The sequence below is a fragment of the Pseudomonas sp. genome (assembly GCF_050739655.1).
Classification (GTDB): Bacteria; Pseudomonadota; Gammaproteobacteria; order Pseudomonadales; family Pseudomonadaceae; genus Aquipseudomonas.
Genome location: NZ_JBOIBY010000701.1, coordinates 1 through 25290, shown reverse-complemented (window position 1 = coordinate 25290; position 25290 = coordinate 1). Strand labels below are relative to the sequence as shown.

The window sequence follows — 25290 nt, the reverse complement described above, 5'->3', positions numbered from 1 at the left end:
GGCTTAACTCGTGGTCAGTGCGTGTTCAAGGTCCGCCGACGACATGCGTTCAGCGTCTTCCAGGGAGCGACGAATCGCCGCCGTCAGATGCTTTTCGATTTCCCAAGGGTCGGTCATAGACGCCAGCTCGGGAGCGAGCTGGGGAGGCATGCCAAGCAGTTGGTCGCGCAGCATGCGGCCGGCGTTGTAGGCACCAGTTTTGACTGTTGCCAGGGCGACCAGCGAGCCCTTTGCTTTGTGCAACTCGATCTCGGCAAGCTGGGCCAGGTTGTGTTCGCGCAGGGCCCGGGCCTTCTGAAAATCGGGCAACTGCCCCGCAGGCATAATTGCGGGCGGCGGCGCAGCCGTTGAAGTCGGCTCGACGTGGCTGGCGAGCTGGCTGTAAACGTCACGCTGAAGCCGGTCGTGGTGATGGCGATCGGCGACAGCGGCCTTGCTCGGGTCAGCGGTGTCGCGAATCAATGCTTCGCTGGCCGTGACATCGACCTGTTTACCGTCAGCGGTGAGCACCAATCGGTTGTTGTTTTTCAACCAGGTGATGTAACTGGGCGCCCTGCCGATTCGAGCCGCGAAGGCGCTTTTAGACAGGTACATTGGTTCTGTCATAAGCCCTCCTTTTCAACGGCTTTTCAATGGAAACCTTTCAATTTCAATGGATTGAATTTCAATAAGCTGGTGACCCTGCCGCTAACAACTTCCCGCGGGTTTCCGACCCCGTACCCCACGAATAACCCCAGGGTCCCCGGCGATTTTCGGCGCTCCTGGTCCGATGCATCATCCTTGATCGCCGCCGGCGGGTGGCACATCGCAGACGCCGATCCGTTTGGCGGCCCAACGTTCGTAGAGCCCGATTGCGACATCGGCGCCGGCCATGGCGGTGAGGCACCCAAAGGCGCCTGCTGTCCAGACCGACATCCCCGCACCGATCATCAGCATCATTGCCGACACTCCACAGACAATGCAGGCCCCGGACCGAAGTGCAAGGCGTCGCAACAATGCCCAGCCTCGCGCCCCGTCCTTGTCGGCTCGCCACATCTCTCCCGAAACGCCACCGACCAAAGCCAGGACGATCACCAACCAGATCGGCATTTCTGCCAGTGCTTGCTGCTCGTTCGTCATTGCTACTCCAATACCAATGCGTAGATTCGATTACTAGTTAACGCAGGGGTTAACTCATAGTCTGTATTTTGATTTGTTGCCGATCGTGGGTAGCTTTAGGCTGAGAGCTCAACCCGACTTCAAAGTGGATCCCAATGAACAAAATCGAAGCAGCCCAGCTCATCCTCCCTCTTGTTGTTGGTTACTTTTCGGTTAGTGGCGAGCGACTCGTCGACTTGAAGGTATTCGGCTTGTGGTGCGCCCTGACAGTGCTAATTACGAGCCATATTCACAGCATCTACTTGCTTGCAACGAACAGTGAGATGGAGTTTTGGGTACGTTACGCCACGCTGAACCTTGCAGCAGTGGGCTTGCTCGTGCTTTTTGGCGTCGCTTATGTCTTCAAGAAATATCTTCGGGGCGAGTTGTTGAGCAAAATGAATCGCGCATAGAAAACCCCGCCGAAGCGGGGTTGGGTGACCGGCTCAGGGAAGGCCGGGTAAAGCTGCACAGCACGTGCGAGGTCAGCGCCAAGGCGCAAATTCCATATCGTGGTGACTTTTTACCCCCTCAGTACGGAACCGAAAAGGGGGCATTTTCGGTTATCCAACTTGACGCACCTTTGACGCAACTTTGAGGAGACTTTGAGGCATTCCGCCCCGACCAGTGGCGAGCCACTTACGAGCATCAGCACGCTCAGTAATCACCGTCAGCAGCCGTTCGTGAAGACCGTGCACTTGGTCGTAGTAAGTCTGTTTCGCCTTGGACTCCAATCCCAGCAAATGCATCTGCATCAGCCAGGTCGGCGCCGGATCATCGCCATAACGCAAAGCCGCCAATCGCTGCAACCGCTCACCCCGCTCATCCTGCCGAGCGATCTCCGACAGAGCCGCACCGATCTCCTGAGCAACAGCATCAGGGCCAGCTCCAGCACCGAGGATGATCCGCGACCCGGGCGTGCCGCGAGGCGCACAACCACCCCACTCCATGATCGTCGCCATTGGGCTGCCCATGCCGCCGGATTCGCCATTGTTCCGAGTTTGCTCGCCCCAGTGCTTCAGCAGTACTTCCATTTCCTCGATCATCGTCCTTCCCCCCGAAAAACCGAACCCGACACAAAAAACACACGACCCGACACAAACCCCACACAAATAATTCTCTTTAAAATCAATACCTTTATTAACTTTGAGTTGAGTGTGTTGGGTTGGTTGGGTTTATCGATCCTCGCATAAGAAAAAATTACAGCCTCTGTTTGCCGTTCGAATAACGTCACGCATGCGCGTGCGCGACGACAAACCCAACACACCCCACACAACAGGCGGAAACCCGCGTAACTCAGGGCCTTGCACTGTGTGGGGTTCGAAAAACCAACCCAACACACCCCCGACACACCCGACACACTTTTAGACGCACTCATGCTGCAACCGCCTTAACGTGGTCCCAGTTATCCACGTTCCAGCCCGCCAGCTTCGCCTGCGCTCGCCAGGCGCTGACCGTCTTCCCCAGCTCGGCCGCTTTCAGTGATGGGGGCTGGGAAGCGTCAGGATCGTTCGGAAAGAAGAACGCACCGAACTTCCTGTTACTGCCTTCAGTCCATGGGATCGAGCGTGTTTTGTCGACTTCAGAGCCAATGAACAACGAGAACTTCGTCTGACTCATCACATGCTCTTTGTTGCGGTGACACCACTCAAGGAACAATGAATACAAATCGGTCGAGAGGCACACACCCCACAAGTCGCGCCCCAGCTCGCCGTACTTCCAGAGGTTCAGGAACGTTTGCCAACCAGCTCGACTTAACGCCACCAGGCGCTCGCGCGCCGCAGTGCTTGGCGGTCGCGTGCGCTCATCGAAGTCGCCCAGATCGACCGACAGTAACCATCCATAGAGCGCCGCGACCCCACCATTCTTCAGCTCATGTCCGATGGCTTTCTGACGAACTTCGGGCAGGGTCTGCTCGGGCCACATCACCAACATCCGCCGATCGCTCTCGCTGATGGGCCACGGCAGAATCTCGTTACTCAGGAACACCGCGTTCATGTGGTTGGCTTCCTCCCAGCCATTGATGAACTTGGACTCCATGCGCACCGTCTTGCCGGTGATCAGGTGCTTGATCTTGCCCACCTGGTTGTATCGCTGATCACGGCTGACAACTTCCTCAAACACCGACCAGAGCTTTCGGCTTTGCCAGGCGTTAAAATTGCTTTCGAGCTGCGTCTGGCCGACCGTGGCAGCGTATTGGCCATAAAGCATCCCCAGCGCATCAGCGAACAACAGGCTTTTGCCCGAGCCCTCCATGATCGAGTGCATCAACACTGCCGTGTCCATCTTGGCACCCAGGTGCTGAAGCGGGTATGCCATCCAACGAATCAACCACCGCGCTGCATCCTCATCGTGGTTGCACAGGAACGAAATCAACCACCGCAGGTTTGCGCAGGCGTCATCGTTCCTGACCGGTTCCAGCGGCAGGCCGTCGAAGGTGTTGATGTAAACGCTCGGGTCTTTCGTCATCGTCGGGTCAAAGACGATATGGTCAACGTCCACCACCCGCCGCTCACTGCTGTTCAACCACAACGGATACGTGTCACCCAAGGCCATCTTCACAGCACCTTCGGCAACGCGGCGTTTCTTCTCGCGATCCCAAACATCCTTTGTGCCGTCGATGTACACGTAACGCTCGGTCGGCGGCATCCCGAAGGCACCGCCCTTTTTGCCCGCCATCCGCCGCGACTGCTCAATGTCGCGCACGTGGTCATCCGAAATCAGCTTGCGGCGCTCGGTGTCCTCTAACCACTGTTTCGCCAGCGGCTTACCGACCCGCGCTTCAAATGCCGACTTCTTCATCACCCTGGACTGGTCGAAGTCCCACACATGCGTGGTGCCTTCCACCAAGGCAAACCGCCGAAGAAGATGGTCAAGCGTCAGCACCTCCCCCGCGCCCCCGTCAGAAGCCGGAGCGGCCTCGCTGGCGTTGTCAGGCGCGTGGCTCTGCTCGCTCAGGTCACTGGATGGGGTCGGGGGAAGATCACGCGGATCTGGTCGTGCTGAATGCTGCATACCCAGCATCCGGGCAGCATCCTTCACCGCCTTCGACTGGTCGCCGCCGTGCTCAAGTAAACAGAAGACTTCGAAGGCATCGTTCTGATGCCCATTCGCGAGCGGATCGGCGCCGTGGTGCGAATAGACCTTGCCGTCGCTGATCGTCACACCCGGCAGGCCGGTACTGCTCTGTGGATAAAGCCACTTGCTGCCACGCTTGATATAGCCGTGTGCGCGCAGCAGCTCTTCAATGTCATGACTGCGGTTGAATTCATCGATCACCGAAGGGGATTTTCCCGCCGGCGATATGGTGCGTTTGGCGACCTTTGTCGTCGGCGCTGTAGCTTTGATCGCCCACGGGCACGCCGCCTCAGCATCGCGCTTGAAGATGTCCCAGTTTTGCCAAATGGCAAGTAGCTCGGTGGTCAGCGTTGGCAATCCGTCGGCGGCGTTTGGCGGGGTTTTCCAGGTGTAAGGCTTACCGGTACCGGGATGAATCGACGGTGGGAATACATCCTGCACCAGGCCTGCACGCAGTTCAAATACGGTGAAGCGTTTGAACGGGTCAGCTTCCGCACGTGCAGCAGCCTCCCCGGCAACATCACCCTGCTCTTTCGCAGCCTTGGCCTTGTCCATCAGGCCTTTAAAAATCGAACCGTCAGGGTCATTTTCATTCGGCCATGAAAGAGAATGCCGGGTCAGGTCAACGCCTTCTGGCAATTTGAACACCACACGAAACCGCAGCGGGTTGCCCACGATGGTCGGGTAAACCACCGCCATGGCATCCAGATCAACACCCAGCAGCTCATACAGCACGTACCGCGTCCACTGAACGTCATCCACGTCAAACGAACAGACGCGGCTCGGCCCAAGCACGACGCCGAGGTTATGGTTTGGGTTTCGCTGCCAGAATACTTCAGCCGCAGCAGCATCGGTGATGTAGCCGCCCGGCTTGTTCCACCCCATGCCTTTTGGGGCTTTCTCACCCGGCTCAATGGAGACTAGGGCGAGGTTGAAAGTATTGATGTAACGTTTTGCCCATGTGGCGATGGCTATTCCTTTGGCCGGTTCACTCATCGCCGAGCCTCCCGCAACCCCTGACAGTGGACACAGGTCTCGCAACCCTCGATCGTCTGCTGTCGAAGCAACGGGATAGCGTCGTCGCAGTCCTCGCAGAACTGCGCACTGACACGACTTGTTGGCACACGACGATTGCGATGGATGGCTACGTCGAGCAGGTATTGCGCCTGATCATTGGCGCGGTCGATATCGTCAGCCATCTGCGCGGTCCTCCATCGCCTGGCGGGCACCCGCCATGATGCCGAGGATTTCGCGGATCACGTCCATGCCCTGTTTTTCAAGGTCGAGGACTTCGTGAAGCTCCCAAACGTTGTCGGCAGCGCCATCGTGCATTGCGGCCACAAACTCACCGGTCTCGCCGAGCAACTTGCCAACCGCTTTCAAGGCATCACGTGTTGCCGGTACCGGTACCGGGCGATACCAGACAGCGCCCGCCGGACGCATCAGTGCATCAAGCAACCGAGCATCGCCAGTCAGTCTGATCAGCTCTTCCAGCTCATCAGGATTCAGCCAGCGGCGCTCTTCGTCGAGTTTGAGTTTCTTTTGGAGGGTGTCGTTCTCCAACACCATGTCAAAGGCAAGGGCGGTGATTCCGCCCTTGTAGTCACGACCAGCACGATAGATCGCCTGGCGCAGTGGAAGGACCGGACCAGCGTCCGGCAATAGATCTGTTCGACTCATAACCGTAAATCCCCTGTTTACGGTGTAGCCATAAAACAGGGTAGTCCCTATCCTACAACCACGACCGATGTGCATGTGCTGTGTGTCGTCGTAGCTGAGCTGGGGGATTCTTTGGTGAGAGGTCCCAGCTCGGCACCTTTAAGCAGCCTTGGAACCGCGGAGATAAGCCCAGTCAATGTCAGCACGAAGCTGCTCACAAATAACTGAACCCGCCGATTCCCGTTCAATGCCGACTGCAAGAGCCGCCCCCGCTCTGCGATTTCCGTAAGCAACCTGTTTCAACTGGCCCACAGACGTACTGCAACGAGCCGCAAACGCCTCCAAAGCTGCCTTATCAAGACTTTTCAAATACTCGTGCAAGGTCATAAGCACCTCCTTCTGAATGCCGAGATTAGCAATTGCTAATGCTTTGAGCAATAGCAAACCGTAATTTACTGTTTGCTAACGGAAAGCGATCATTGGTGAATGGATATCAAAAAAATGCGACTTCAAGCTCTGCGGGACTTGATGGGTGAAAAAACCCAGAAAGAGTTCGCCGACCAATACAACCTCGACGCCTCATACCTTTCGCAATTGCTGAATGGGCATAGGTCATTGGGCGAAAAAGCAGCGGCGAATCTGGAAGCTAAGATCGGACTTCCTGAGGGCACCCTCAGAGTTCCGTTTGCCCCGTTGCGCGACGCAACGACGGCGACACCATTGACCCCTGCAGACGGCCAGACCATCGAAAGCAATGCCCAGTATCTGGGCCCCATTGATGTGTGGGACGACGACACCCCATTGGATGACGACGAGGTCTATGTGCCGTTTCTTAAGGAAGTAGAACTATCTGCGGGAAGCGGGCGGACCGCAGTTCACCAGTCGCACAAACAAAAGCTTCGATTCGGAAAAATGACGCTGAGACGCCAGAACGTTCAGCCAAATGAAGCAGTGTGCGTAACAGTGAGTGGTAACAGCATGGAGCCGGTCTTGCCACACGGAAGCACGGTGGGGGTTGATCAGGGCTGTACAAGTATCACAGACGGGAAAATGTACGCTCTGAATCACGGGGGTCAGCTGCGCGTGAAAACGCTGTACCGGATGCCTGGTGGCGGCTTGAGAATGCGAAGTTACAATCGCGAAGAGCATCCAGACGAAGAGTACAGCGCCATGGAACTAGTCAAAAACGAGATCATCGTCATCGGCAAGGTCTTCTGGTATTCCGTGTTGTTGTAACTCCGAGCTGTCCGAGAACCCGCCACTGAGCGGGTTTTTTTCGCTCGACGAAAACTAATTTAGCATCTGCTATTGCATATTGAATTAGCTATTGCTAATTTTTATCTCGTAAGCCTCTCACCAAAGAGAACGAGATATGCAAACCACACAGCACAGCAACACACGCTGCCCGGTCTACCTGCATCCTTCAGCATGCAGCAGCCGAGCCGCCGTTGAAGCAATCCAACAACGCACCGGGCTTCTGGTCATCACCACCCCTAAAGGCCGCACCGCCGCCATCAAACCTATGGACGTCGCCGCTTCCAGCGACTGCACCTGGCCATTCGGTGGTGACGCAGCATGAACGACTACCTGATCCCTCTCGCCCAACAAGAAGTTTTACACCACCTCCTTCAGGTGGGCGGCGCTGCCGTGTGCCCCCTCCAGCGGCCTGAGCAAACCATCCATGCGCGCTATGAAGTCGAGCTGACCGACCACCACGCGGTCATCAGCGTCGACTTCGGCAATCACTCCGGACAGCTGACCCTCAAACGTTCGGATCGGGCCAACCACCTGCACCTCAGGGAGTTCATTCAAGACATCGCCAATGGGCGCATTGAGTCTGCGCAGCCATCAGCCCCAAACCCGGAACTCGTGCACCTGGCCGGCCAGATGAACCAAATGCTGGATGAGTCGGAAGCGTTGATTAATGGCATTCGCAAACTGCTCGTAGCCTGAGGACAGCGCCATGAACCGCACCCTGGACGAAACGGCCGCAGTGCTCGGCCTCAAGCCCCGCGCCTTCCGCACAAGGTTGCGGGAGCTGAGCATCTTGAACAGCAGCGGTGACCTTGCAAGTCAGCACCGCGACCGCGGCTACCTCTATTCGGACCCACGCAGCACCCTGATTCCGTCACTCAACAAATGCCGTCATTACACCGTGGTGATGGTGAAGGAAGCCGGAGTTGATTGGCTGGCAAAGAAGCTGGGAATCACCATCACTAACAAGGACGCCGCCGCATGAAAACTAATCAACTCAACGCCTACACCCAAGCGCTCGGCGCCTTGAAGCTGATTCCAATCTACCTGACGTGCCCGGGCGTGATCAGCCGAGCCACCATCTTGGGTGCCTCAAACGAAGCAATCCAGCTGCTGGAAAGTATGCCGGCGCTCAGCACCGAACTGGCCGAAGTGTTCCGCTGCGTCAACAACGTGATTCACGAAGGCCAAACCGCCTACGTCACCCCAACAAACTCACCTGAATATCCCTTCGGCGCCGTAGTCGCTGACGCAGCTGGCCACATCTGCGCCGCCGGCATAGGCAAGAGCAAAGAAGGCCTGGCCGAATTGATCCGCCTCAAGTTGGTGCCCCCATCGGAGGGGTTCGGGGAGGATGCCGCGTGAGCGACACCCTCAATCAACTACGCAAACAGTTCGCCACACCCTGCCCGACCTTGTCGGCAGTGCGCGAGCAGTACTTCGCACACATCCGCACCGACCGATACCTGCTAGCCGAGATCAAGGCGGGACGCATCGCGCTGGTCGTGACGCGCCTGCACTGTTCGGCCCGAGCAAAGCCGGTGGTGTACCTGCACAACCTGGCTGACTACCTCGACGCTCAAGCGACGAAGGCAGCAGCTTGACTCAACGGTAGCCCCTGCCGAACAGGGGCAAACAACTCGCACTCAACGAGGCACAGCACATGAAACCTACAGACACAGCCGAATTCATCGGCGAACTCAACGCAGGCGTATTCGCAAACCAGATCGGTCACGCCCTTTCCGAAGTGGCATCAGGCGTTGTTGATAACGGCAAGGTCGGCTCCGTCACGCTGACATTCACCCTAAAGCAGATCGCCGACAGCCACCAGGTCACCGTCAACCACAAGCTCGCCTACAAGGTGCCAACGAAGCGCGGCAGCCGCAGCGAAGACACAACGCTCGACACGCCGATGCACGTCAACGAAGGCGGCCGCCTGACGTTGTTTGCCGAGGCACCCCGCGCTGGCCAGTTGTTCAACCGCGACGACGCACCGGTTCACGCCAGGTCCTAACTTAACCTCACTCCATGCTTCTCACCAAAAGGAAATCAATCCAATGGAAGCCAAAGCAATTCAGCTGATTCAAGACACCGCCGTTCTGGCGTATGCCAAACCACTGGGCACGTTCACGCCTGCGTTGGTACTTCCGTCTGACCAAAAGGTCCACAGCATCGAGAAGTTTCAAGCCGCACGCAGCCGCTTCCGTGGTGCGCTCACCACTCACTCGTTGCTGGACTTCGGCAACTACGTGATGGAGCAGTTCAGCGATGTCACCGCTTCTGGCTTTGTCGACGCAGAGGCCATGTCCTGCACCGTGATCTTCAACTTGGGCGACACCAAAGCTCCAGGGCATGGCGACTTCACCGCCACCCTCAACCTGAGAAAGACCGCTGCATTCCGGGCGCTGGAGCGTGCTGCCTCCATCAAATTCGCGCAGAAAGAACTGAGCGATTGGATTGAAGACTGGTCGTCGAACCTCCAGGCCCTTGCAGCAGATGACACCCACATCGACTTGCGCAGAGCGGCAAGCGCAATCCGTTCCATCAGCATCGAGCAAGCACGCAAGAGCGAACACATCGTCGGCGACCTGAGTTCATCCCGTTCGGCGATGGACCAGATCGAGGCCAAGTCCTCGGAGGGCCTCCCGGCTGAATTCCTGTTTACCGTCGAGCCTTACGAGGGACTGAAGGTCCAGATCATCCGACTTCGCGTTGCGGTGCTCACCGGCGGTGAAAAGCCCCTGCTCGTCCTGCGCTGGATCGGCGAAGAACAACTGCGCGAAGACCTCGCCCAAGAGTTCAAAGAGGTCGTTCAACAAGAAGTTGGCGGCGCCGCGAAGCTGACCATCGGCAGCTTCAACCTGGGCTAATCACAACTACAACAGCCCGGCGCCGGCCTCTCACCAAGAATCCCGGCGGCGGGCTCTAATGGGGAACACAGCACATGACAACAGAAATTTATATCGCACTGCTTGGCCTGCTCGCGGGATGGACAGCAACGACGCTCTATTTCTTGAAGGCCTTCAAACGTGCCTATAACCGCGGCCTAGCAGAAGGCTTGCGCACGCTCGATGACCAACACGCAACACGCATACGCTGCCTGGAGCTTGACCTCAACGGCCTGAGACATTCGCGTGAACGTGATCAGGATCTGCACGAAGCCGCCTTGCTACAAAGCAGGCAACACTATGCGGACATGTGCAAAAAGATGATCCATCTCCGCTGTCCTTTCACGCACATCGACCATAGAACACTCATTTCGGCCGCCGACACCCTGCGCTTAGCCCAGGAAACGTGGCAAGCCTTCCCAGGTACAGACCACGTCCGGAACAGAGCTGCCAGCCAGCAAAACCAGCTTCAAAAAACTGCCGCGACAGTTATTCAATTGATCCATCGTGCAGAGCAGATGAATGAGCGTGCCCTTCCACAGGCACCTGCACCGGTAGAGGTGCAGGTATGAACTGGATACTCACCCACAGCGGTCTCCAGTTCGATTTTTTGAACCCTACCGCAGCCATGATCAGCCCCCGCGATATCGCCCACTCGCTGGCTCGGCTATGCCGTTTTAACGGCCACACGCACACCCATTACAGTGTTGCTCAGCACAGCTTACTAGTGTGCGAGCTGGTACCAAGAAAGGATCAGCTACCCGCCCTCATACACGACGCCACCGAAGCTTATCTGGGCGATATGACCAGCCCACTCAAGGCCTTGGTACCCGAGTATCGCAAGATCGAACAGCGCGTTTGGTATGCCATCTGCGAACGCTTCGATATCGATCCGGTTCTGCCAGAAAGCGTCAAACGTGCCGACATTGTGACCCTGGCCACCGAACGCCGCGATTTGATGCCACTGCACCCGGACAAATGGGAGTGCCTGAGGGGCATTCCAGCAATGCCCGACCGGATTACCCCTCTACCAGCCGAAGTGGCCAGCATGCGGTTCTTCAGCCGCCTGATGGAACTGATGCAGAGGGATCACCGGCAGAGGATGAGCTCATGACAGCGCTTCGCCGAACGGTCCGAATCCGGCGTGGGCAAATGCCGCCACTCGATCTAGTCACTATCTGCGACAAATGCAATAAGTCGCGGGCCCACGGCAACCACCACAAATGCAGCAAGCAGCGCCAGGCCGAAGGCATCGCGCGGCGCACAGGGGAGCAAACACAATGAGTGCAGCTGAGAAACTCGACTTTCAAATCACACCCGGCGCTTGGTTCCGTCAAAACCTGCTTTTCCCAGTGTTCGGCCTTAGCACCGAAGCCGTTCGCAAATACCGCACCCGTGGGCTCTGGCTTGAGGGCAAGCACTGGCGTTATGACCCGGCCAACGTGATCGTCTACAACCGTGCAGCAATCGAACGCTGGATGGAAGGGAAACCATGATCGACAAGATGCCGACCGGCGTTGAGATGAACGGTAAGCATCTACGGATCTGGTTCATTTTCAACGGCCAACGGTGCCGGGAGCCACTGGAAGGGATCTCGAAAGTAAACAAGTCCGCGATCGCTTATGCCGACAACAAGCGCCGCACCATCCTCGCAGAGATCAAAGAGGGCCGCTTTGACTATGCGGCCCACTTCCCCAACTCACCCAGGGCCGCCATGTTTACCGGTACCGGCGGGCCTTCACTCAAACGCACCGTGAAGGAAGGCATTGATCGATGGTTGGAAGTTCAGCGCGCGCTCAAAGCATCGAGCACGGTGGTCAACTACGTGAGCAAGGCTGGGCACGTCGACAACAAGTTCGGTAAACGTCGAATAGTCGACATCAGTAAAAGCGACATCGAGTTGTTTCAGGCGCAATTGCTCAAGCATGGGCTGGCCCCAAAGACAGTGAACGACATCTTTACCGTCGTACGTGGGGTTTGGGCCGATGCCTTCGGCGATGGCATCCTGAAAGCCAACCCGCTCGACAGGATCACCAACGTCGGATCGGACGTCGACTTAGAGCACGCCGACCCATTCAGCCGCACCGAGATCGAGTTAATCGGCAAAGCGGATCCCGTCCGGCGGCCTGATGCCAGGATGATCGAGTTCAACTGCTGGGCAGGGCTGTCCTTATCCGAACTCATCGCACTTGCCACTGAAGATGTCGACCTTGACGCCGGCTTAGTGCATGTCCGACGTGCGCTGGTCGTTGGTGAGTTCAAAGTCCCCAAAGAGCGCTCCAGGGTGCGAACCATCGAGCTGATAGACCCAGCCCTGGAACTGATGCGGGAGATTGTCGCCGCTGCAAAAGAAACACCTGCTGTTGATATCACGGTGATTCAGCGCGACAACATCACTTCAAAGAAAATGAAAGTCAGATTTCTTTTTCACAGCTCGACCAGTGGTCTCCTCTGGAGCGGTAAGACATTGAGCAACTGGTTCACTGCCCATTTGAAAAAAGCGGAGGTCCGCCATAGAGGAGCTAATCAGTGCCGCCATACCTTTGCCAGCCAGATGCTGTCGAGCTATGTACCCGTTGAATGGGTAGCCCGGCAGCTCGGCCATGCTGATACGACAATGGTGAGAAAACATTACGGAAGGTGGATACCGAAAGACACCAAGAGCATGGCGGGTATCGTTTCGAAAATGCTTGGCTTCCGAAATGGCGGTGGTGCGTAACGCTGAAGCCTTGCTTCAGATACTCGCCTAAGACGATTTTTATTTTAAACATCGCCAGTTGTTTCTTTCGGTGTTTCGTGTGATGCTTCACCCATCAAAACAGGAGATGCCTCATGAACGACATTGTTTCGCTAATCGAAAACTCCGCCAAGGCCAAGAGCGAAATGGCTTCGGCAACCGTAAGAATGCCTAAAGAGCTGTACGCTTTTATCGAAGGACTTGCAGACCACATTGATATCTCTAGGCAAGAGGTCATGCTAAAGCTGCTTGAGAAAGGAGCAGAAATCGCAAAGCAGACACTTAAACTGGATGATGTGGTAGTGGCTAGAGAAGAACTCGAAGCTCCTCTGCCGGCAAATTTTCATGTGTTGAACACAAATAAACGTCACAGCATCGAAGACCACGAGATGATGCTGAATGACAAAAGAGCAGCGGCTTTTTACGACCCGTGGAAGCGCAACATCAACCGAATCAAAGCCGGTGACATAGTGTTTTTATACGAAAACGGCAAAGGGATCGTTGCATTCGGGAAAGGAACGGGCGAGACACTCAAAGCCACTCACCATGGCCTTCTCGAAGAGTGTCATTACCAAGATCTGCAGGATTTCAAATTGCTCGACAAGCCTCTCACTGCGGCAGAGATCAAGAAGGCTCTGGAGAGAAACGTTGTTTTGCTACGCACAATGTCAGGGATGCCTGACGGCCAAAAATTGCTGGATCTGATTCAGAAAAAGGCCTAATGACCTAAATCGCTTAGCCAATTTTGATTTCCTCAGAATAAGGTCTCAGACCACTAAGTTGGCTGAGCGGACACCGGGGCAGAGTTGCAATCACTTAACCGTATCAACCGGTGTTACAGCCAGCTCGTCGAAGCCCATAAGCCCGATAGACGTAGGAAGACCTTTTATCGGGCCGATCACGAGTTCGTCCATCCCATTCTCACGCTTGAAGCTATAGATATCCTGGCCGATCCACTTGGTGGTCTCTGGTAGCATTTGCCCGTCATGTTTCGCCACCCACTGCGCTCGGTACTTGCCATACAGGGAAGGCGAATAATTGACCCTGAGAGCCCCGTCGACTTTATCCTTCAACTCTTCTTGAGAGCACTCAGTCGTCGGATTGAACAAACCGCGCTTCTGGCACGACATCCTAAAAAGGATGGGAGCGAATTTCACGGCGTCGACTGTCACGCGAACAAAGTAAGCATCTTGCAAATTGAAATGGTATTCACTTTTTGGAGTCCCAGGACTGTACAGGAGAGAGCAACAGTTCTCGGAATACTTCATAGGCTCTGCGCCCTGAGCTAGTAACTGCTTGTACGTCAAGAATTCAGCCGAGCGAATTACACCCGCAGCTCCTTCCGCAGGTGCAGCAGCGTGGCTTGCAGTGGCTGTAGAAAGAATGAGCATAGAGGTGAGAGCAAATTGCAGGGATCGCATCATCAAATCCTTATGAATGATTGAAAGGAGATGGGTTAGTAGCTCAGCACGTCCGCCCGGCATTGATGGCACATTGGAAGCCGCCATTTATGCCCTAAAAATGCCCTAAAATAAACCTCAGAAACGAAAAAGCCCCTGTAATCTTCAACGATTACAGGGGCTTAGTCTTATTCAATAATGGCGGAGAGATAGGGATTCGAACCCTAGGTACCGGTGAAGGTACAACGGATTTCGAATCCGTCCCATTCGGCCACTCTGGCATCTCTCCAACGGCGCGCATCATAACAACACTTTTGCCGGAAGCGAACCCCCTAAAGCAAATTTTTTCCGTGCTATCAGATGCTTGCGTCGATTAAAGCGGTACACCCAGACGATTGGCGACTTCTTCGTAGGCTTCGATCACATCACCGAGGCCCTGACGGAAGCGGTCTTTGTCCATCTTCTTCTTGGTGTCCTTGTCCCACAGGCGGCAGCCATCCGGGCTGAACTCGTCGCCCAGCACGATGGAACCGTCGCTGAACACGCCGAATTCAAGTTTGAAGTCGACCAGCAGCAGGCCGGCGTCATCGAACAGTTTGCTCAGGATTTCGTTGACCTTGAGCGACAGTTCTTTCATGCGAACCAGCTGCTCGGCGGTGCCCCAACCGAATGCCACGACGTGGGATTCGTTGATGAACGGGTCGCCCTTGGCGTCGTCCTTCAGGAACAGCTCGAAGGTGTAAGGGTTGAGCTTCATGCCCTCTTCAACGCCCAGACGCTTGACCAGGCTGCCGGCTGCGTAGTTACGCACAACGCATTCAACCGGGATCATGTCCAGCTTCTTCACCAGGCACTCGTTGTCGCCCAGCAGTTTGTCGAACTGGGTCGGCACGCCGGCAGCTTCGAGTTTCTGCATGATAAAGGCGTTGAACTTGTTGTTCACCATGCCTTTACGGTCGAGTTGCTCGATGCGCTTGCCGTCGAACGCCGAAGTGTCGTTGCGAAACAGCAGGATCAGGCGGTCAGCGTCGTCGGTCTTGTAAACCGACTTGGCTTTGCCGCGGTAGAGTTCTTCACGTTTTTCCATGATGGGCTCCGCTTGCTAAGTAGATGGGCTAGGCGATATATCGCCAGTCGAGCCCTGAATCTTGATCGGCCAATTGCAGCCAGTCCGGGTCGCACCCGAGGGTGTCGACAAAACATTGCCGGGCCAGCTGCGGCAGGTTGTTCTTACTGCTCAGATGGGCCAGGACCAGGTGTTGCAGGCCTTGCCAACCCAACTCGGCCACCAGGAATGCCGCCTGATGGTTGTTCAAATGTCCCAGTTCACCCCCTACCCGCTGCTTGAGAAAATACGGGTAGTGACCGCGAGCCAGCATGTCACGGCAGTGATTGGACTCGATCATCAACGCATCGAGGTCCCGGTAGCCGTCCAGCACCCTGTTGCAATACGAACCCAGGTCGGTCAACAGGCCGAAACGCCGTTCACCGTCACTGAAAACGTATTGCGTCGGTTCCTGTGCATCGTGGGCCACGGCAATGACACCAATGCTCAAGTTACCGACTTGCAGTTGCTCGCCGCCGGCCAGAAAGCCTGCGGGTTCAATGGGTTTGCGCATCCCGCGCAAGGTTCCGCGACTGAGGTAGACAGGCAGATTGTAGCGCCGAGACAGCAAACCCACGCCATGCACGTGGTCGGCATGTTCGTGGGTCACGAGTATCGCGCTCAACTGCGCCGGGTTCACACCCAGGCGCAGCAGGCGTTTTTCGGTTTCCCGAAGGGAGAAACCACAATCCACCAGCACGTACGTATCAGCGCTGGCTATCAGCGTGCCGTTCCCTTGGCTACCGCTGCCGAGAACGGCAAAACGCATGTGATCAGCCCAGATTGTCCTGAATAACGCTCAACACTTTGCGCGCTACATCAGCAGGCGCCACGGTGTTGATGTTTTTCTCGACGGTGACCTGGACGCTGTCGCCAACCTTGCTCAGGCGAACCTGATAGCGCTCGGCACGGGCTTCAACTTCTTCCTTGTTCGGCGAGCTGCCGAACAGGCTGCTGAAGAAGCCTGGCTTGTCGTCTTTCTTCTCGGCTTTTTCGGCCAGGTTGATGTAGTACAGGCCCAGGCTGCGGTTGATGTCTTCAACGCGCCATTCGCCCTGCTCCAGCGCACGACCGACGCTCGACCAGGCACGATCCAGATCGCTACCGACGTTCAGCACAGGGTTGCCGCTGCCGTCTTCACTCAGGCTGATACGGCTTGGAGCATCGAAATCACGAGAAGCCAGCATGGAGACCGAACCGCCCTTCTCCGAAATGCGGCTCATGCTCGCCAGCATGTCGTCTACCAGAGCCGCGTCCAGGCCAGTGTTGACCGAACGGTTGGTGAAGTCGACGTCGGCAGTGCTGCCGGCAGGGCGCTCGGCGCTGACCACATAGACTTCACTGGTATTGCGCTGCACGCCCGGCTCGATGCGCACACGCACGCGAGTTTCGCTGTCGGTGCTGACACCGGCTGCGCTCAAGCGCTTGGCCACGGCGGCGGACAACTCGTCGGAACGCTGCCACGTGGTGGTGAACTCACCGGTTTGCGGACGTTGTTCGTCCAGGCGGAAACCGTTGTCCTGGAAGAACTGCACGGCCACAGGCCAGACTTCGGCTGGAGGGTTTTGCGCCAGGATCGAGCGCGTATCGCCGCTCTTCTGCAGGGAGTAGGCACTGGCATCGGCAGCGGCCGACAACGGCTGTGGACGAGGAACAACGTACTCGCCCCTGGCCGTGTCATCGGCGACGTTGCGCGGGATCGGCAGCAATGGATCGAGACGTTTGGCGGTGCTGACGTCAGGTGGCAGTTGCATCGGTGCAGTCTGTTGCGCTTCCAGGTAATCACTACCACGGTCACGGAAATAACCTTCCGGGCCCCAGATCCATCCACAGCCACTGGTGCTGGAGATGATCAAGGCAAGTGCGGAAAGTCCGGCCATTCGCTTCATGCGTAGTACTTCCTCAATTAAGCCAGGACGCCGGACAGGCGCATGGCCTGACGCAGCGGTTCGTGACAATCGGCGCTGAGCCAGGTGAGCGGCAGACGGATACCGTCCGGCATCAGGCCCATTTCATGCAGCGCCCATTTCACGGGAATAGGGTTGGATTCGATAAACAGGGTTTTGTTGAGCGGCATCAGCTTTTCGTGAATGGCGCGCGCCTTCTCGGCCTCGCCATTGAGGGCAGCGATGCACAGGTCGGACATTTGGCGTGGCGCAACGTTGGCGGTCACCGAAATATTGCCCTTGCCGCCCAGCAGGATCAGCTCGACCGCGGTGGCGTCGTCGCCGGAGATCACCAGGAAGTTGCTGCTGACACCGTCGATGATCGCCTTGGCACGCGACAGGTCGCCGGTGGCTTCCTTGATGCCGATGATGTTTTTGACGGTCGACAGACGGATTACGGTCTCGGCCTGCATGTCGCACGCGGTACGACCAGGTACGTTGTAGAGGATCTGCGGGATGTCGACGGCTTCGGCGATGGCCTTGAAGTGCTGGTACAAGCCTTCCTGGGTCGGCTTGTTGTAGTACGGAGTCACCAGCAGGCAGGCATCGGCGCCGGCGTTCTTCGCGTTGGTGGTCAACTCGATGGCTTCGCGAGTCGAGTTGGCGCCAGTACCGGCGATCACCGGAATGCGACCATTGACCTGTTTTACTACGCGACGAATCACTTCGATGTGTTCGTTCACATCAAGGGTGGCCGACTCACCTGTAGTGCCGACCGCCACAATGGCGTGGGTGCCGTTTTGCAGGTGAAAGTCCACCAGTTTGCTCAGGCTATCCCAGTCGAGATTACCTTGTGCATCCATGGGTGTGACCAGTGCCACCATACTGCCCGCAATCATGCAACCGCTCCTGCCGGAAAAAGAGAGCCGTAATGGTACTGGCGCCAAGATGCTTGCACAAGCGAAGTACTGCGCTGCCGCCATTCCCCTTGGCGTCGCTTTTCGCTACCCTTCAGACTTTGATCGATACTGACAAGCTCGTACATCGGGTTTGAGCCTCCAATTTCGACATCACAAGCCCCATCCCAGCGTTGCCAGCCCTCGCTCCTGCTGCACCGGAGCATGTTGCAACCCGTGCCTGGGGCTTTCTGAATTGGCATTCGCGCGCTCAATCCCGGGAAAACAAGCCGACAGAAGTACCGACCGCTCATCGCTTTAGGAATGCTGCATGTCCACCCCCACAGTTCGCGAACAATTCCTTGTCATCAGTGCCCTCGGCGCCAACCCCATGGAGCTGACTAACGTCCTGTGCCGTGCCAGCCATGAAAATCGCTGCGCCGTAGTCACCTCCCGCCTGACCCGTCATGGCGAATGCAGCGCGCTGATCCTCGAAGTCTCCGGCAGCTGGGACGCCCTGGCGCGCCTGGAAGGCAGCCTGCCAGTGCTGGCCAAACGGCATTCATTCACTGTCAACGTAGTGCGCAGTGCAGCCCTGGAAAATCGCCCCCAAGCCCTGCCTTATGTGGCCTATGTCAGCTCGGCTTACCGCTCGGACATCATCAACGAACTGTGCCAGTTCTTCATGGACCACAACGTCGAGCTGGAAAACCTGACCTGCGACACGTATCAGGCACCGCAAACTGGCGGCACCATGCTCAATGCCACGTTTACCGTGACCTTGCCGGCCGGTGTGCAGATCAGTTGGCTGCGCGATCAGTTCCTGGACTTCGCCGATGCGCTGAACCTGGATGCCCTGATCGAACCGTGGCGCCCACAAAACCCAATGTAAGGAAGCTTTCATGGCCGTTGCCATCGACCAACCAGTTGCCGACTTCGAAGCACCCGCCACCAGCGGGCAGACCGTCAGCCTCGCGAGCCTCAAAGGCAAACAGGTGGTGATCTACTTCTATCCGAAGGACAGCACGCCGGGTTGCACGACCCAGGGCCAGGGCTTTCGCGATCAACTGGACGCTTTCAAGGCCGCCAACACCGAAGTGTTCGGCGTTTCTCGTGACAGCCTCAAGTCCCACGAAAACTTCAAGGCCAAGCAAGCGTTCACTTTCGAGCTGATCAGCGACAAGGAAGAAGCGCTTTGCCAGCTGTTCGATGTGATCAAGCTGAAGAAGCTTTACGGCAAGGAATACATGGGCGTGGATCGCAGCACGTTCCTGATCGACAAGAATGGTGTGCTGCGCCAGGAATGGCGTGGCGTGAAGGTGCCGGGGCATGTGGATGCGGTATTGGCTGCCGCCCAGGCTCTCAATAAGGCCTGATATCTAAAAGATCGCAGCCTTCGGCAGCTCCTGCATTGGATTGAGAAGGAGCTGCCGAAGGCTGCGATCTTTTTTGTGCCGCGCACAATCTAAAGCAGCGGCGCCACCATCGGCTCCTTGCGCGGCCACGCATCCAGCACAGCCTTGAACAGCGTCGCCAGGGGAATCGCAAAGAACACTCCCCAGAACCCCCACAACCCGCCGAACAACAATACCGCGCAGATGATCGCCACCGGATGCAGGTTAACGGCCTCAGAGAACAACAGCGGTACCAGCACGTTACCGTCCAGGGTCTGGATGATCCCGTACACCGCCATCAGATAGATGAACTGATCACTCCAACCCCATTGGAACAGCGCAATCAGCAACACTGGTACGGTCACCACCACGGCACCGACGTAAGGCACCACCACCGAAATCCCCACCAGCAATGCCAGCAGCGCTGCGTAATTGAGCTCCAGGACAACAAAGGCGATGTAGGTCACACCACCGCAAATGAAAATCTCGATGACCTTGCCGCGAATGTAATTGGCGATCTGCCGATTCATGTCATGGGCGACACGGGTGATCAGCGCTCGCTCACGTGGCAGATAACCGCGCACCCACTGACCGATCATTGCCCGGTCCTTGAGAAAGAAGAACACCAGAATCGGTACCAGCACCAGATAGATCATGATGTTGACCAACAGCGGCAGGCTCGACAGCGAAAACGTCAGCGCCCACTGGCCGAATTTGCCGATCTCGCCCCGCGCCACTTCTATGGCCCGTAGCACCTGCTCGTCGGACACCAGATGCGGATAACGCTCCGGCAGCAGTAGCAACAGTGATTGCCACTTGGCGAGCATGCCTGGCAACTCATTGAACAAGGTGATCAATTGATGCCAAAGAAGCGGCACCACGACCACGATGAACACCAGCAACACGCCCATGAACAGCGCAAAAACCAGTCCCACCGCCACTGCGCCAGGGACGCGCAGGCGTTCCAGGCTCAGCACGAGCCCCTGCATCAGGTACGCCAGCACCATCCCGGCCAACACGGGTGCAAGCATGCCTCCCAGCGTCAGGACGACGGTGAATGCCAGAAAGAGGAGGACGGCCAAAACCACGGCTTCCTCATCGGAGAAGTAGCGCTGAATCCAGTCGCGTAACACTTTGAACATCAATAATCCTTAAGAACAAACGCCGCGTGTTTCAGGCCTTTTTCAACCAGTAGCGGTACACGCCCGCCTCATCGTCTTCACGAAGCAGCGTATGACCCGCCAATCGGGCAAAGGTGCGAAAGTCGCGCTGCGAGCCAGCATCGGTGGCGATCACCTTGAGCACTGAACCACTGGCCATACGATTGAGTTCCATCTTGGCCTTAAGCAACGGCAGCGGACAATTCAGGCCGCTGGCGTCCAGTTCAACGTCATGGGCTACAGCATCGATCATTGCATCACTCCGGGTCACGTAGTCGAGTTGCCTAGAATATCTGGTCGCAAGGCTGGTGTCCGGCTACAGTAAGCTCTTTGTCGACTAAGGCATTGTGCATGACTTTTTTGCGCCCTACCCTGCTGACGCTCGCTTGCCTGCTCGCCTCACCGGGCTTCGCCGACGACCTGCCGTCACTCGGCGACGCCAGTTCTGCCATCGTCTCGCCGCAGCAGGAATACCAGCTGGGTCGCGCCTGGCTGGCGCTGCTACGCGGCCAGGTGTCTCAACTTAACGACCCGCAACTCAAGGACTATGTCGAATCCAGCGTTTATCGACTGGTGGAGACCAGCCAGGTCAATGACCGGCGCCTTGAATTCATCCTTATCAACAGCCCGCAGCTCAACGCCTTTGCGGCACCGGGCGGGATTGTCGGGGTCAATGGCGGCCTGTTCCTCAATGCTCAGACCGAAGGCGAATACGCCTCGGTACTGGCGCACGAATTGGCTCACTTGTCCCAGCGCCACTTTGCCCGCGGGGTCGAAGCCCAACAGCGCATGCAGGTGCCAATGATGGCCGCGCTATTGGCCGGCATCCTGGTTGCCGCCGCCGGTGGCGGTGATGCGGGTATCGCTGCGATTGCCGGTACGCAAGCGGCAGCGATTCAGGAACAACGGCGCTTCTCTCGCCAGAACGAACAGGAAGCCGACCGCATCGGCATCCTGAATCTGCAAAAGGCCGGCTACGATCCGCGCTCGATGCCCACCATGTTCGAACGACTGGGGCGTCAGTACCGTTTCGATGCCAAGCCACCTGAATTCCTGCTGACTCACCCGGTGACCGAATCGCGGATCGCCGACACTCGAAACCGCGCCGAACAGGCTCCCCAAGGCGGCATAGAAGACACCCTGCGCTATCAACTGATTCGCGCCCGGGTGCAATTGATCTATGAGGAGACGCCGGGATTGGGCGCCAAGCGCTTCCGGGCACAGCTGGAGGAAAACCCGAAAAACGATGTCGCGCGCTACGGCCTGGCCATCGCCCAGATCAAGGGCGGCCAACTGAACGAAGCACGGGAAAACCTCAAGCAGCTGCTGGCAAAGGCACCGAACGAGATCATCTACAACCTCGCTCAAATCGATCTGGACACTACCAACAACCGTCTGGCGGATGCGCAGTCTCGGGTTGACCGGATGCTGACTCAGTATCCCGGCAACTATCCGTTGAATCAGGTGCGTGTCGACCTGCTGCTCAAACAGAACCGTGCCCCCGATGCGGAGAAGGCGCTGGAAGGTCTGCTCAAGTCCAGACCGGACGATCCGGACGTGTGGTATCAAGTGGCAGAGACCCGTGGGTTGTCCGGCAACATTATCGGCCTGCATCAGGCACGAGCCGAATACTTCGCATTGGTCGGCGACTATCGTCAGGCGATCCAGCAATTGGATTTCGCCAAGCGCAAGGCCGGCAGCAACTTCCCGCTAACGTCCCGAATCGACGCCCGCCAGCGAGAGCTGATGGAGCAGGAACGCATGATCAAGGACATGATGGGGTAACTTGTTTGCGACATGAAAAACGCCTCTTTCGAGGCGTTTTTTATTTAGCCGACCAACGATTTACTCAGCCAGCTTGAACGTGATGAAGCTGGCTCGACCCTGGCGCAGAACCCGCATCGATACCGAGCGATTCTTCGGCAGCGCTTTGGCGATGTCAGTGAACTGCTTGGTGGATTCGATGGCCTGATTGTTCAGGTGAGTAATGACATCACCCGGTTGCAAGCCGATCATCGCAGCAGGACCGTCCTGCACTTCCTTGATCACCACACCACCCTTGAGGTCGTAGGCTTTCTTCTGCTCGGCGGCCAACTCGACGACCGAAACACCCAGGCGGTTGCTACTGCTCTCCGCGCCCGATTTCGGCAAGGCATCAAGCTCTTTGTCTTCGTCAGGAATAGCGCCGACCGTCAGCTCGATGTTCTTGCGCTTGCCCTCACGAATCACTTCCAGATTGGCTTTGGAGTCAGCTTTCAGAGCACCCACGAGATGTGGCAGATCGGCAGACATGACGATCGGTTGACCGTTCATGCTCAGGATCACGTCGCCAACCTGCAAACCACCCTTGGCGGCGGGACCGTCATCCTGGATCTGGGCGACCAGCGCACCGGCGGGCTTTTCCAGACCAAACGACTCAGCCAGGTCCTTGTTCACTTCCTGAATGACTACACCCAACCAGCCACGGCTGACTTTGCCACCGCTTTTGAGCTGATTGGAAACATCCATGGCCACATCGATAGGAATCGCGAACGACACGCCCATGAAACCACCGGAACGGGTGTAGATCTGCGAGTTGATCCCGACCACTTCACCATTGAGGTTGAACAATGGACCACCGGAGTTACCCGGGTTGATCGGCACGTCGGTCTGAATGAACGGCACATAGTTTTCGTTCGGCAGACTGCGACCGACGGCACTGACGATACCCTGGGTCACCGTATGGTCAAATCCGAATGGCGAACCGATTGCCACAACCCATTGGCCGGCCTTCAGATCCTGGGATTTGCCCAACTTCAGCACCGGCAGATCCTTGCCTTCGATTTTCAGCAGCGCCACGTCGGAACGCGTATCTGTACCAACCAGCTTGGCTTTCATTTCACTGCGATCGGAAAGACGCACCAGAATCTCATCAGCGTCCGCGATTACGTGATTGTTTGTCAGGATGTAGCCGTCAGACGAGATGATGAAACCCGAACCCAGGGATTGGGCTTCACGCTGGCGATCACCGCGAGGCGAACGCGGCTGTGGCGGCATGCCTCGCTCGAAGAACTCACGCAGCATGGGGGGCAAGCCTTCGAGGTCAGGCATCTGCTGGTTCACTTTGCGATCCGGCAGTTTCTGAGTGGTACTGATGTTCACTACCGCAGGCGAGGCCTGCTCAACCAGTTGCGTGAAGTCAGGCAATTCGACTGCTTGCGCAGCAACTGACTGGCCCAGCACCAGTACGGTGGCAAAAATGGAAAGATAAGTCTTCAAACGTGGTATCGACATACGGCTCCCGTTACGACGAGCATGGTTAAGCGATATGGATCAAGGAACACCGGGAAAGATACGCCGGTATTTTTGTTCCGGGAACAACAAACAAGGCCAGAGCCGAGGGGCTCTGACCTATAAAAAATTCTAGGGGGATTTGCAAACTGAAATGCTCACGAAACATTTCGATTTCGGCTCACTGCTTGGTTGCAGCGGCGTCGGTGCGCATGGACAAGGCGATCCGTTCAGCAGTGCCAATCGGAATCTCACCCACAACTGTCACCATCATTTCACCTTGCGGGGTGGTCAGTCGCCGGGAGACAGCAACCGTTGGCCCCAACTGAGTGCGGACATCGAGACCTGTTTCGCCACCCAAAGGCTCAAGGAACACCGAAAAACGCGCCAAACCATCGTCATACATCAGGCTACTGACCTGGGTTTTGGTCTCGGGATCCTTACGAGCCGAACTGCTGGTCAGTTCGAATCCTGGCGGCAACCAGTCCGAATGCCAGACCTGGGCGACTTTGGTCGCCGAAGGCTTGTCATTTTCGAGGCTGACCGTTTTGCAATCGTTGCCCGGCTGCAGATCGCTTTCGGACGGAACGTCCGCAGTGTCCAACCGGGTGAACTGGAATCGCTCAAGCAACTGCCCTTTGTCACTCAACAGCAACGATTTCAACGGCAGACCGGTTTCCTTGTCCAGATGCAGTTCAAACCCGTAGCGATGCTGGTCACGAGGCGTGAGTGAAACGATCACTGCCGGACGCCCGGCGACACGCGACTTGCCAATGACAGCAAGGTCGTACCAGTTCTTGAGTTTTTGTGGATCGAGTGCACGAGCGGCGGAACTGGAAGAATCACCAAGCCCTGCTATCAAGCTGCCGCTGACACATTGAGTACGGCCATCGACGCGCACCACCTCCTGAGCGGATCCGTCGAGCTGGAGCAATCGCTCGCGGACCTTGCCATCCTGGACACGGTGCCAGATGTTATGGGTAGAAAAACTACCGTTACGCTCGTAGACGAAGGTACCTTGAAAGCTTTGCTGTTGCTCGGCCTGACCAAGACGTGTCAACCAGTCCTGAGCCTCATCGGCGTGGGCTGGCACGACAAACCAGCCACCAAGCAGAAGCGAAAGTAGAGGTATGGCGCGCATGATCCTCCTTAACGGTTTTCCAGACTTGCCGCACGAGCGTAAGGCAGAGCGCTCTCAGTCCCTTTCAGTGCAGCTTGTTGTGCATGTTGGCGCAAGTAACCCGGCAGACGCTGATCGTGCCAGCCTGGCTGACCTTGCAAAACGCCATTGGCCATTGGGCCTGTAGCTTCCGAACTCTCATTGTAGCCTGCCAGAACAGCAGGGCCTTTTACTTGAGGAACGGCCAATGCGGGCTGACTGGATTGCTGGGCCAGTTCGACACCGGCGATCTCATCCTGGTTGTAC

At 56.9% G+C, this 25290-nt stretch carries 34 protein-coding genes and 1 tRNA gene; 17 read left to right on the top strand and 18 right to left on the bottom strand.

Going from position 1 to position 25290, the window contains the following annotated elements; all coding sequences use genetic code 11:
• Positions 1–3: 3 nt before the first annotated feature.
• Together ACRESJ_RS33270 and ACRESJ_RS33265 are read right to left on the bottom strand one after the other, a co-directional pair.
• Entirely contained in the window at positions 4–606 is a 603-nt protein-coding gene (locus ACRESJ_RS33270; protein WP_431761670.1) for a terminase small subunit, read from the bottom strand.
• Between the two features lie 168 nt (positions 607–774).
• Complete coding sequence (locus ACRESJ_RS33265; RefSeq protein WP_431761669.1) at positions 775–1119, bottom strand: phage holin family protein; 345 nt, start codon at positions 1117–1119, stop codon at positions 775–777.
• 134 nt (positions 1120–1253) lie between these two features.
• Between ACRESJ_RS33265 and ACRESJ_RS33260 the strand changes: the two genes are divergently transcribed.
• Positions 1254–1550, top strand: a complete 297-nt coding sequence (locus ACRESJ_RS33260) for a hypothetical protein (RefSeq protein ID WP_431761668.1) — start codon at positions 1254–1256, stop codon at positions 1548–1550.
• A 150-nt stretch (positions 1551–1700) separates the two neighbouring features.
• Here ACRESJ_RS33260 and ACRESJ_RS33255 read toward each other — a convergent pair whose 3' ends face one another.
• The 5 genes from ACRESJ_RS33255 to ACRESJ_RS33235 all read right to left on the bottom strand — a co-directional run bounded on the left by ACRESJ_RS33255 (position 1701) and on the right by ACRESJ_RS33235 (position 6261).
• Positions 1701–2183, bottom strand: coding sequence for a hypothetical protein (locus tag ACRESJ_RS33255; RefSeq protein ID WP_431761667.1), 483 nt, complete (start codon positions 2181–2183; stop codon positions 1701–1703).
• A gap of 328 nt (positions 2184–2511) precedes the next feature.
• Complete coding sequence (locus ACRESJ_RS33250) at positions 2512–5211, bottom strand: DUF5906 domain-containing protein (RefSeq protein ID WP_431761666.1); 2700 nt, start codon at positions 5209–5211, stop codon at positions 2512–2514.
• Positions 5208–5414, bottom strand: a complete 207-nt coding sequence (locus ACRESJ_RS33245) for a TraR/DksA C4-type zinc finger protein (protein WP_431761665.1) — start codon at positions 5412–5414, stop codon at positions 5208–5210. The genes ACRESJ_RS33250 and ACRESJ_RS33245 overlap by 4 nt, the downstream gene beginning before the upstream one ends.
• On the bottom strand, positions 5407–5895 hold the full coding sequence (locus tag ACRESJ_RS33240; protein ID WP_431761664.1) for a phage regulatory CII family protein: 489 nt from the start codon (positions 5893–5895) through the stop codon (positions 5407–5409). The genes ACRESJ_RS33245 and ACRESJ_RS33240 overlap by 8 nt, the downstream gene beginning before the upstream one ends.
• A 138-nt stretch (positions 5896–6033) precedes the next feature.
• On the bottom strand, positions 6034–6261 hold the full coding sequence (locus ACRESJ_RS33235) for a YdaS family helix-turn-helix protein (RefSeq protein WP_431761663.1): 228 nt from the start codon (positions 6259–6261) through the stop codon (positions 6034–6036).
• Between the two features lie 99 nt (positions 6262–6360).
• On the opposite strand from ACRESJ_RS33235, the gene ACRESJ_RS33230 reads away from it, so the two are divergent.
• From ACRESJ_RS33230 to ACRESJ_RS33170, 13 genes are all read left to right on the top strand, one after another.
• Positions 6361–7110 carry a LexA family transcriptional regulator gene (locus tag ACRESJ_RS33230; protein ID WP_431761662.1) on the top strand — a complete coding sequence of 250 codons (750 nt, stop codon included), beginning with the start codon at positions 6361–6363 and terminating at the stop codon, positions 7108–7110.
• A 136-nt stretch (positions 7111–7246) separates the two neighbouring features.
• Complete coding sequence (locus ACRESJ_RS33225) at positions 7247–7453, top strand: hypothetical protein (protein ID WP_431761661.1); 207 nt, start codon at positions 7247–7249, stop codon at positions 7451–7453.
• Positions 7450–7827 carry a hypothetical protein gene (locus ACRESJ_RS33220; RefSeq protein WP_431761660.1) on the top strand — a complete coding sequence of 126 codons (378 nt, stop codon included), beginning with the start codon at positions 7450–7452 and terminating at the stop codon, positions 7825–7827. Before ACRESJ_RS33225 ends, ACRESJ_RS33220 begins: the two co-directional genes overlap by 4 nt.
• A 10-nt stretch (positions 7828–7837) precedes the next feature.
• Positions 7838–8113, top strand: a complete 276-nt coding sequence (locus ACRESJ_RS33215; protein ID WP_431761659.1) for a hypothetical protein — start codon at positions 7838–7840, stop codon at positions 8111–8113.
• On the top strand, positions 8110–8493 hold the full coding sequence (locus tag ACRESJ_RS33210) for a hypothetical protein (protein ID WP_431761658.1): 384 nt from the start codon (positions 8110–8112) through the stop codon (positions 8491–8493). Before ACRESJ_RS33215 ends, ACRESJ_RS33210 begins: the two co-directional genes overlap by 4 nt.
• Positions 8490–8732 carry a pyocin activator PrtN family protein gene (locus ACRESJ_RS33205; RefSeq protein WP_431761657.1) on the top strand — a complete coding sequence of 81 codons (243 nt, stop codon included), beginning with the start codon at positions 8490–8492 and terminating at the stop codon, positions 8730–8732. Before ACRESJ_RS33210 ends, ACRESJ_RS33205 begins: the two co-directional genes overlap by 4 nt.
• A 59-nt stretch (positions 8733–8791) precedes the next feature.
• The gene (locus ACRESJ_RS33200) at positions 8792–9142 is read left to right on the top strand and encodes a hypothetical protein (protein WP_431761656.1); all 351 of its coding nucleotides are present in this window, start codon (positions 8792–8794) and stop codon (positions 9140–9142) included.
• A gap of 43 nt (positions 9143–9185) precedes the next feature.
• On the top strand, positions 9186–9998 hold the full coding sequence (locus ACRESJ_RS33195) for a DUF2303 family protein (RefSeq protein ID WP_431761655.1): 813 nt from the start codon (positions 9186–9188) through the stop codon (positions 9996–9998).
• 74 nt (positions 9999–10072) lie between these two features.
• Positions 10073–10588, top strand: a complete 516-nt coding sequence (locus ACRESJ_RS33190) for a hypothetical protein (RefSeq protein ID WP_431761654.1) — start codon at positions 10073–10075, stop codon at positions 10586–10588.
• A complete protein-coding gene (locus ACRESJ_RS33185) occupies positions 10585–11130 on the top strand; it encodes a phosphohydrolase (protein WP_431761653.1) in 546 nt (181 codons plus the stop codon). The genes ACRESJ_RS33190 and ACRESJ_RS33185 overlap by 4 nt, the downstream gene beginning before the upstream one ends.
• Before the next feature lie 166 nt (positions 11131–11296).
• Positions 11297–11512: an excisionase family protein gene (xisR, locus tag ACRESJ_RS33180; RefSeq protein WP_431761652.1), complete on the top strand. Its 216-nt coding sequence runs from the start codon at positions 11297–11299 to the stop codon at positions 11510–11512.
• Positions 11509–12735: an Arm DNA-binding domain-containing protein gene (locus ACRESJ_RS33175; RefSeq protein WP_431761651.1), complete on the top strand. Its 1227-nt coding sequence runs from the start codon at positions 11509–11511 to the stop codon at positions 12733–12735. Before xisR ends, ACRESJ_RS33175 begins: the two co-directional genes overlap by 4 nt.
• Positions 12736–12848: 113 nt before the next feature.
• On the top strand, positions 12849–13475 hold the full coding sequence (locus tag ACRESJ_RS33170) for a hypothetical protein (protein WP_431761650.1): 627 nt from the start codon (positions 12849–12851) through the stop codon (positions 13473–13475).
• 90 nt (positions 13476–13565) lie between these two features.
• Here the strand turns inward: ACRESJ_RS33170 and ACRESJ_RS33165 are convergent, their stop codons facing one another.
• The 6 genes from ACRESJ_RS33165 to dapA form a co-directional block, all read right to left on the bottom strand.
• Positions 13566–14261: a hypothetical protein gene (locus ACRESJ_RS33165; RefSeq protein ID WP_431761649.1), complete on the bottom strand. Its 696-nt coding sequence runs from the start codon at positions 14259–14261 to the stop codon at positions 13566–13568.
• A 91-nt stretch (positions 14262–14352) separates the two neighbouring features.
• Positions 14353–14442, bottom strand: a tRNA-Ser gene (locus tag ACRESJ_RS33160).
• Between the two features lie 84 nt (positions 14443–14526).
• Positions 14527–15240: a phosphoribosylaminoimidazolesuccinocarboxamide synthase gene (gene purC, locus ACRESJ_RS33155; protein WP_060541247.1), complete on the bottom strand. Its 714-nt coding sequence runs from the start codon at positions 15238–15240 to the stop codon at positions 14527–14529.
• Between the two features lie 28 nt (positions 15241–15268).
• Entirely contained in the window at positions 15269–16027 is a 759-nt protein-coding gene (locus tag ACRESJ_RS33150; protein WP_431761648.1) for an MBL fold metallo-hydrolase, read from the bottom strand.
• Positions 16028–16031: 4 nt separating this feature from the next.
• Positions 16032–17147 (bottom strand): outer membrane protein assembly factor BamC, encoded by a 1116-nt coding sequence (gene bamC / locus ACRESJ_RS33145; RefSeq protein WP_431761647.1) that lies wholly within the window; start codon positions 17145–17147, stop codon positions 16032–16034.
• Between the two features lie 17 nt (positions 17148–17164).
• Positions 17165–18043, bottom strand: coding sequence for a 4-hydroxy-tetrahydrodipicolinate synthase (dapA, locus tag ACRESJ_RS33140; protein ID WP_431761646.1), 879 nt, complete (start codon positions 18041–18043; stop codon positions 17165–17167).
• A gap of 328 nt (positions 18044–18371) precedes the next feature.
• Between dapA and ACRESJ_RS33135 the strand changes: the two genes are divergently transcribed.
• Together ACRESJ_RS33135 and ACRESJ_RS33130 are read left to right on the top strand one after the other, a co-directional pair.
• Complete coding sequence (locus ACRESJ_RS33135; RefSeq protein ID WP_431761645.1) at positions 18372–18932, top strand: glycine cleavage system protein R; 561 nt, start codon at positions 18372–18374, stop codon at positions 18930–18932.
• Between the two features lie 10 nt (positions 18933–18942).
• A complete protein-coding gene (locus ACRESJ_RS33130) occupies positions 18943–19416 on the top strand; it encodes a peroxiredoxin (protein WP_008034924.1) in 474 nt (157 codons plus the stop codon).
• Positions 19417–19505: 89 nt separating this feature from the next.
• Here ACRESJ_RS33130 and ACRESJ_RS33125 read toward each other — a convergent pair whose 3' ends face one another.
• Entirely contained in the window at positions 19506–20576 is a 1071-nt protein-coding gene (locus ACRESJ_RS33125; RefSeq protein ID WP_431761644.1) for an AI-2E family transporter, read from the bottom strand.
• A gap of 31 nt (positions 20577–20607) precedes the next feature.
• Positions 20608–20847, bottom strand: a complete 240-nt coding sequence (locus ACRESJ_RS33120) for a sulfurtransferase TusA family protein (RefSeq protein WP_431761643.1) — start codon at positions 20845–20847, stop codon at positions 20608–20610.
• A 98-nt stretch (positions 20848–20945) separates the two neighbouring features.
• On the opposite strand from ACRESJ_RS33120, the gene ACRESJ_RS33115 reads away from it, so the two are divergent.
• The gene (locus tag ACRESJ_RS33115) at positions 20946–22379 is read left to right on the top strand and encodes a M48 family metalloprotease (RefSeq protein WP_431761642.1); all 1434 of its coding nucleotides are present in this window, start codon (positions 20946–20948) and stop codon (positions 22377–22379) included.
• A gap of 60 nt (positions 22380–22439) precedes the next feature.
• Here ACRESJ_RS33115 and ACRESJ_RS33110 read toward each other — a convergent pair whose 3' ends face one another.
• The 3 genes from ACRESJ_RS33110 to ACRESJ_RS33100 form a co-directional block, all read right to left on the bottom strand.
• Positions 22440–23867 (bottom strand): DegQ family serine endoprotease, encoded by a 1428-nt coding sequence (locus ACRESJ_RS33110; RefSeq protein WP_431761641.1) that lies wholly within the window; start codon positions 23865–23867, stop codon positions 22440–22442.
• A gap of 178 nt (positions 23868–24045) precedes the next feature.
• Positions 24046–25005, bottom strand: coding sequence for a MucB/RseB C-terminal domain-containing protein (locus tag ACRESJ_RS33105; RefSeq protein WP_431761640.1), 960 nt, complete (start codon positions 25003–25005; stop codon positions 24046–24048).
• Positions 25006–25013: 8 nt separating this feature from the next.
• The coding region (locus tag ACRESJ_RS33100; protein WP_431761639.1) for an anti sigma-E factor RseA C-terminal domain-containing protein at positions 25014–25290 on the bottom strand (277 nt) is incomplete at its 5' end.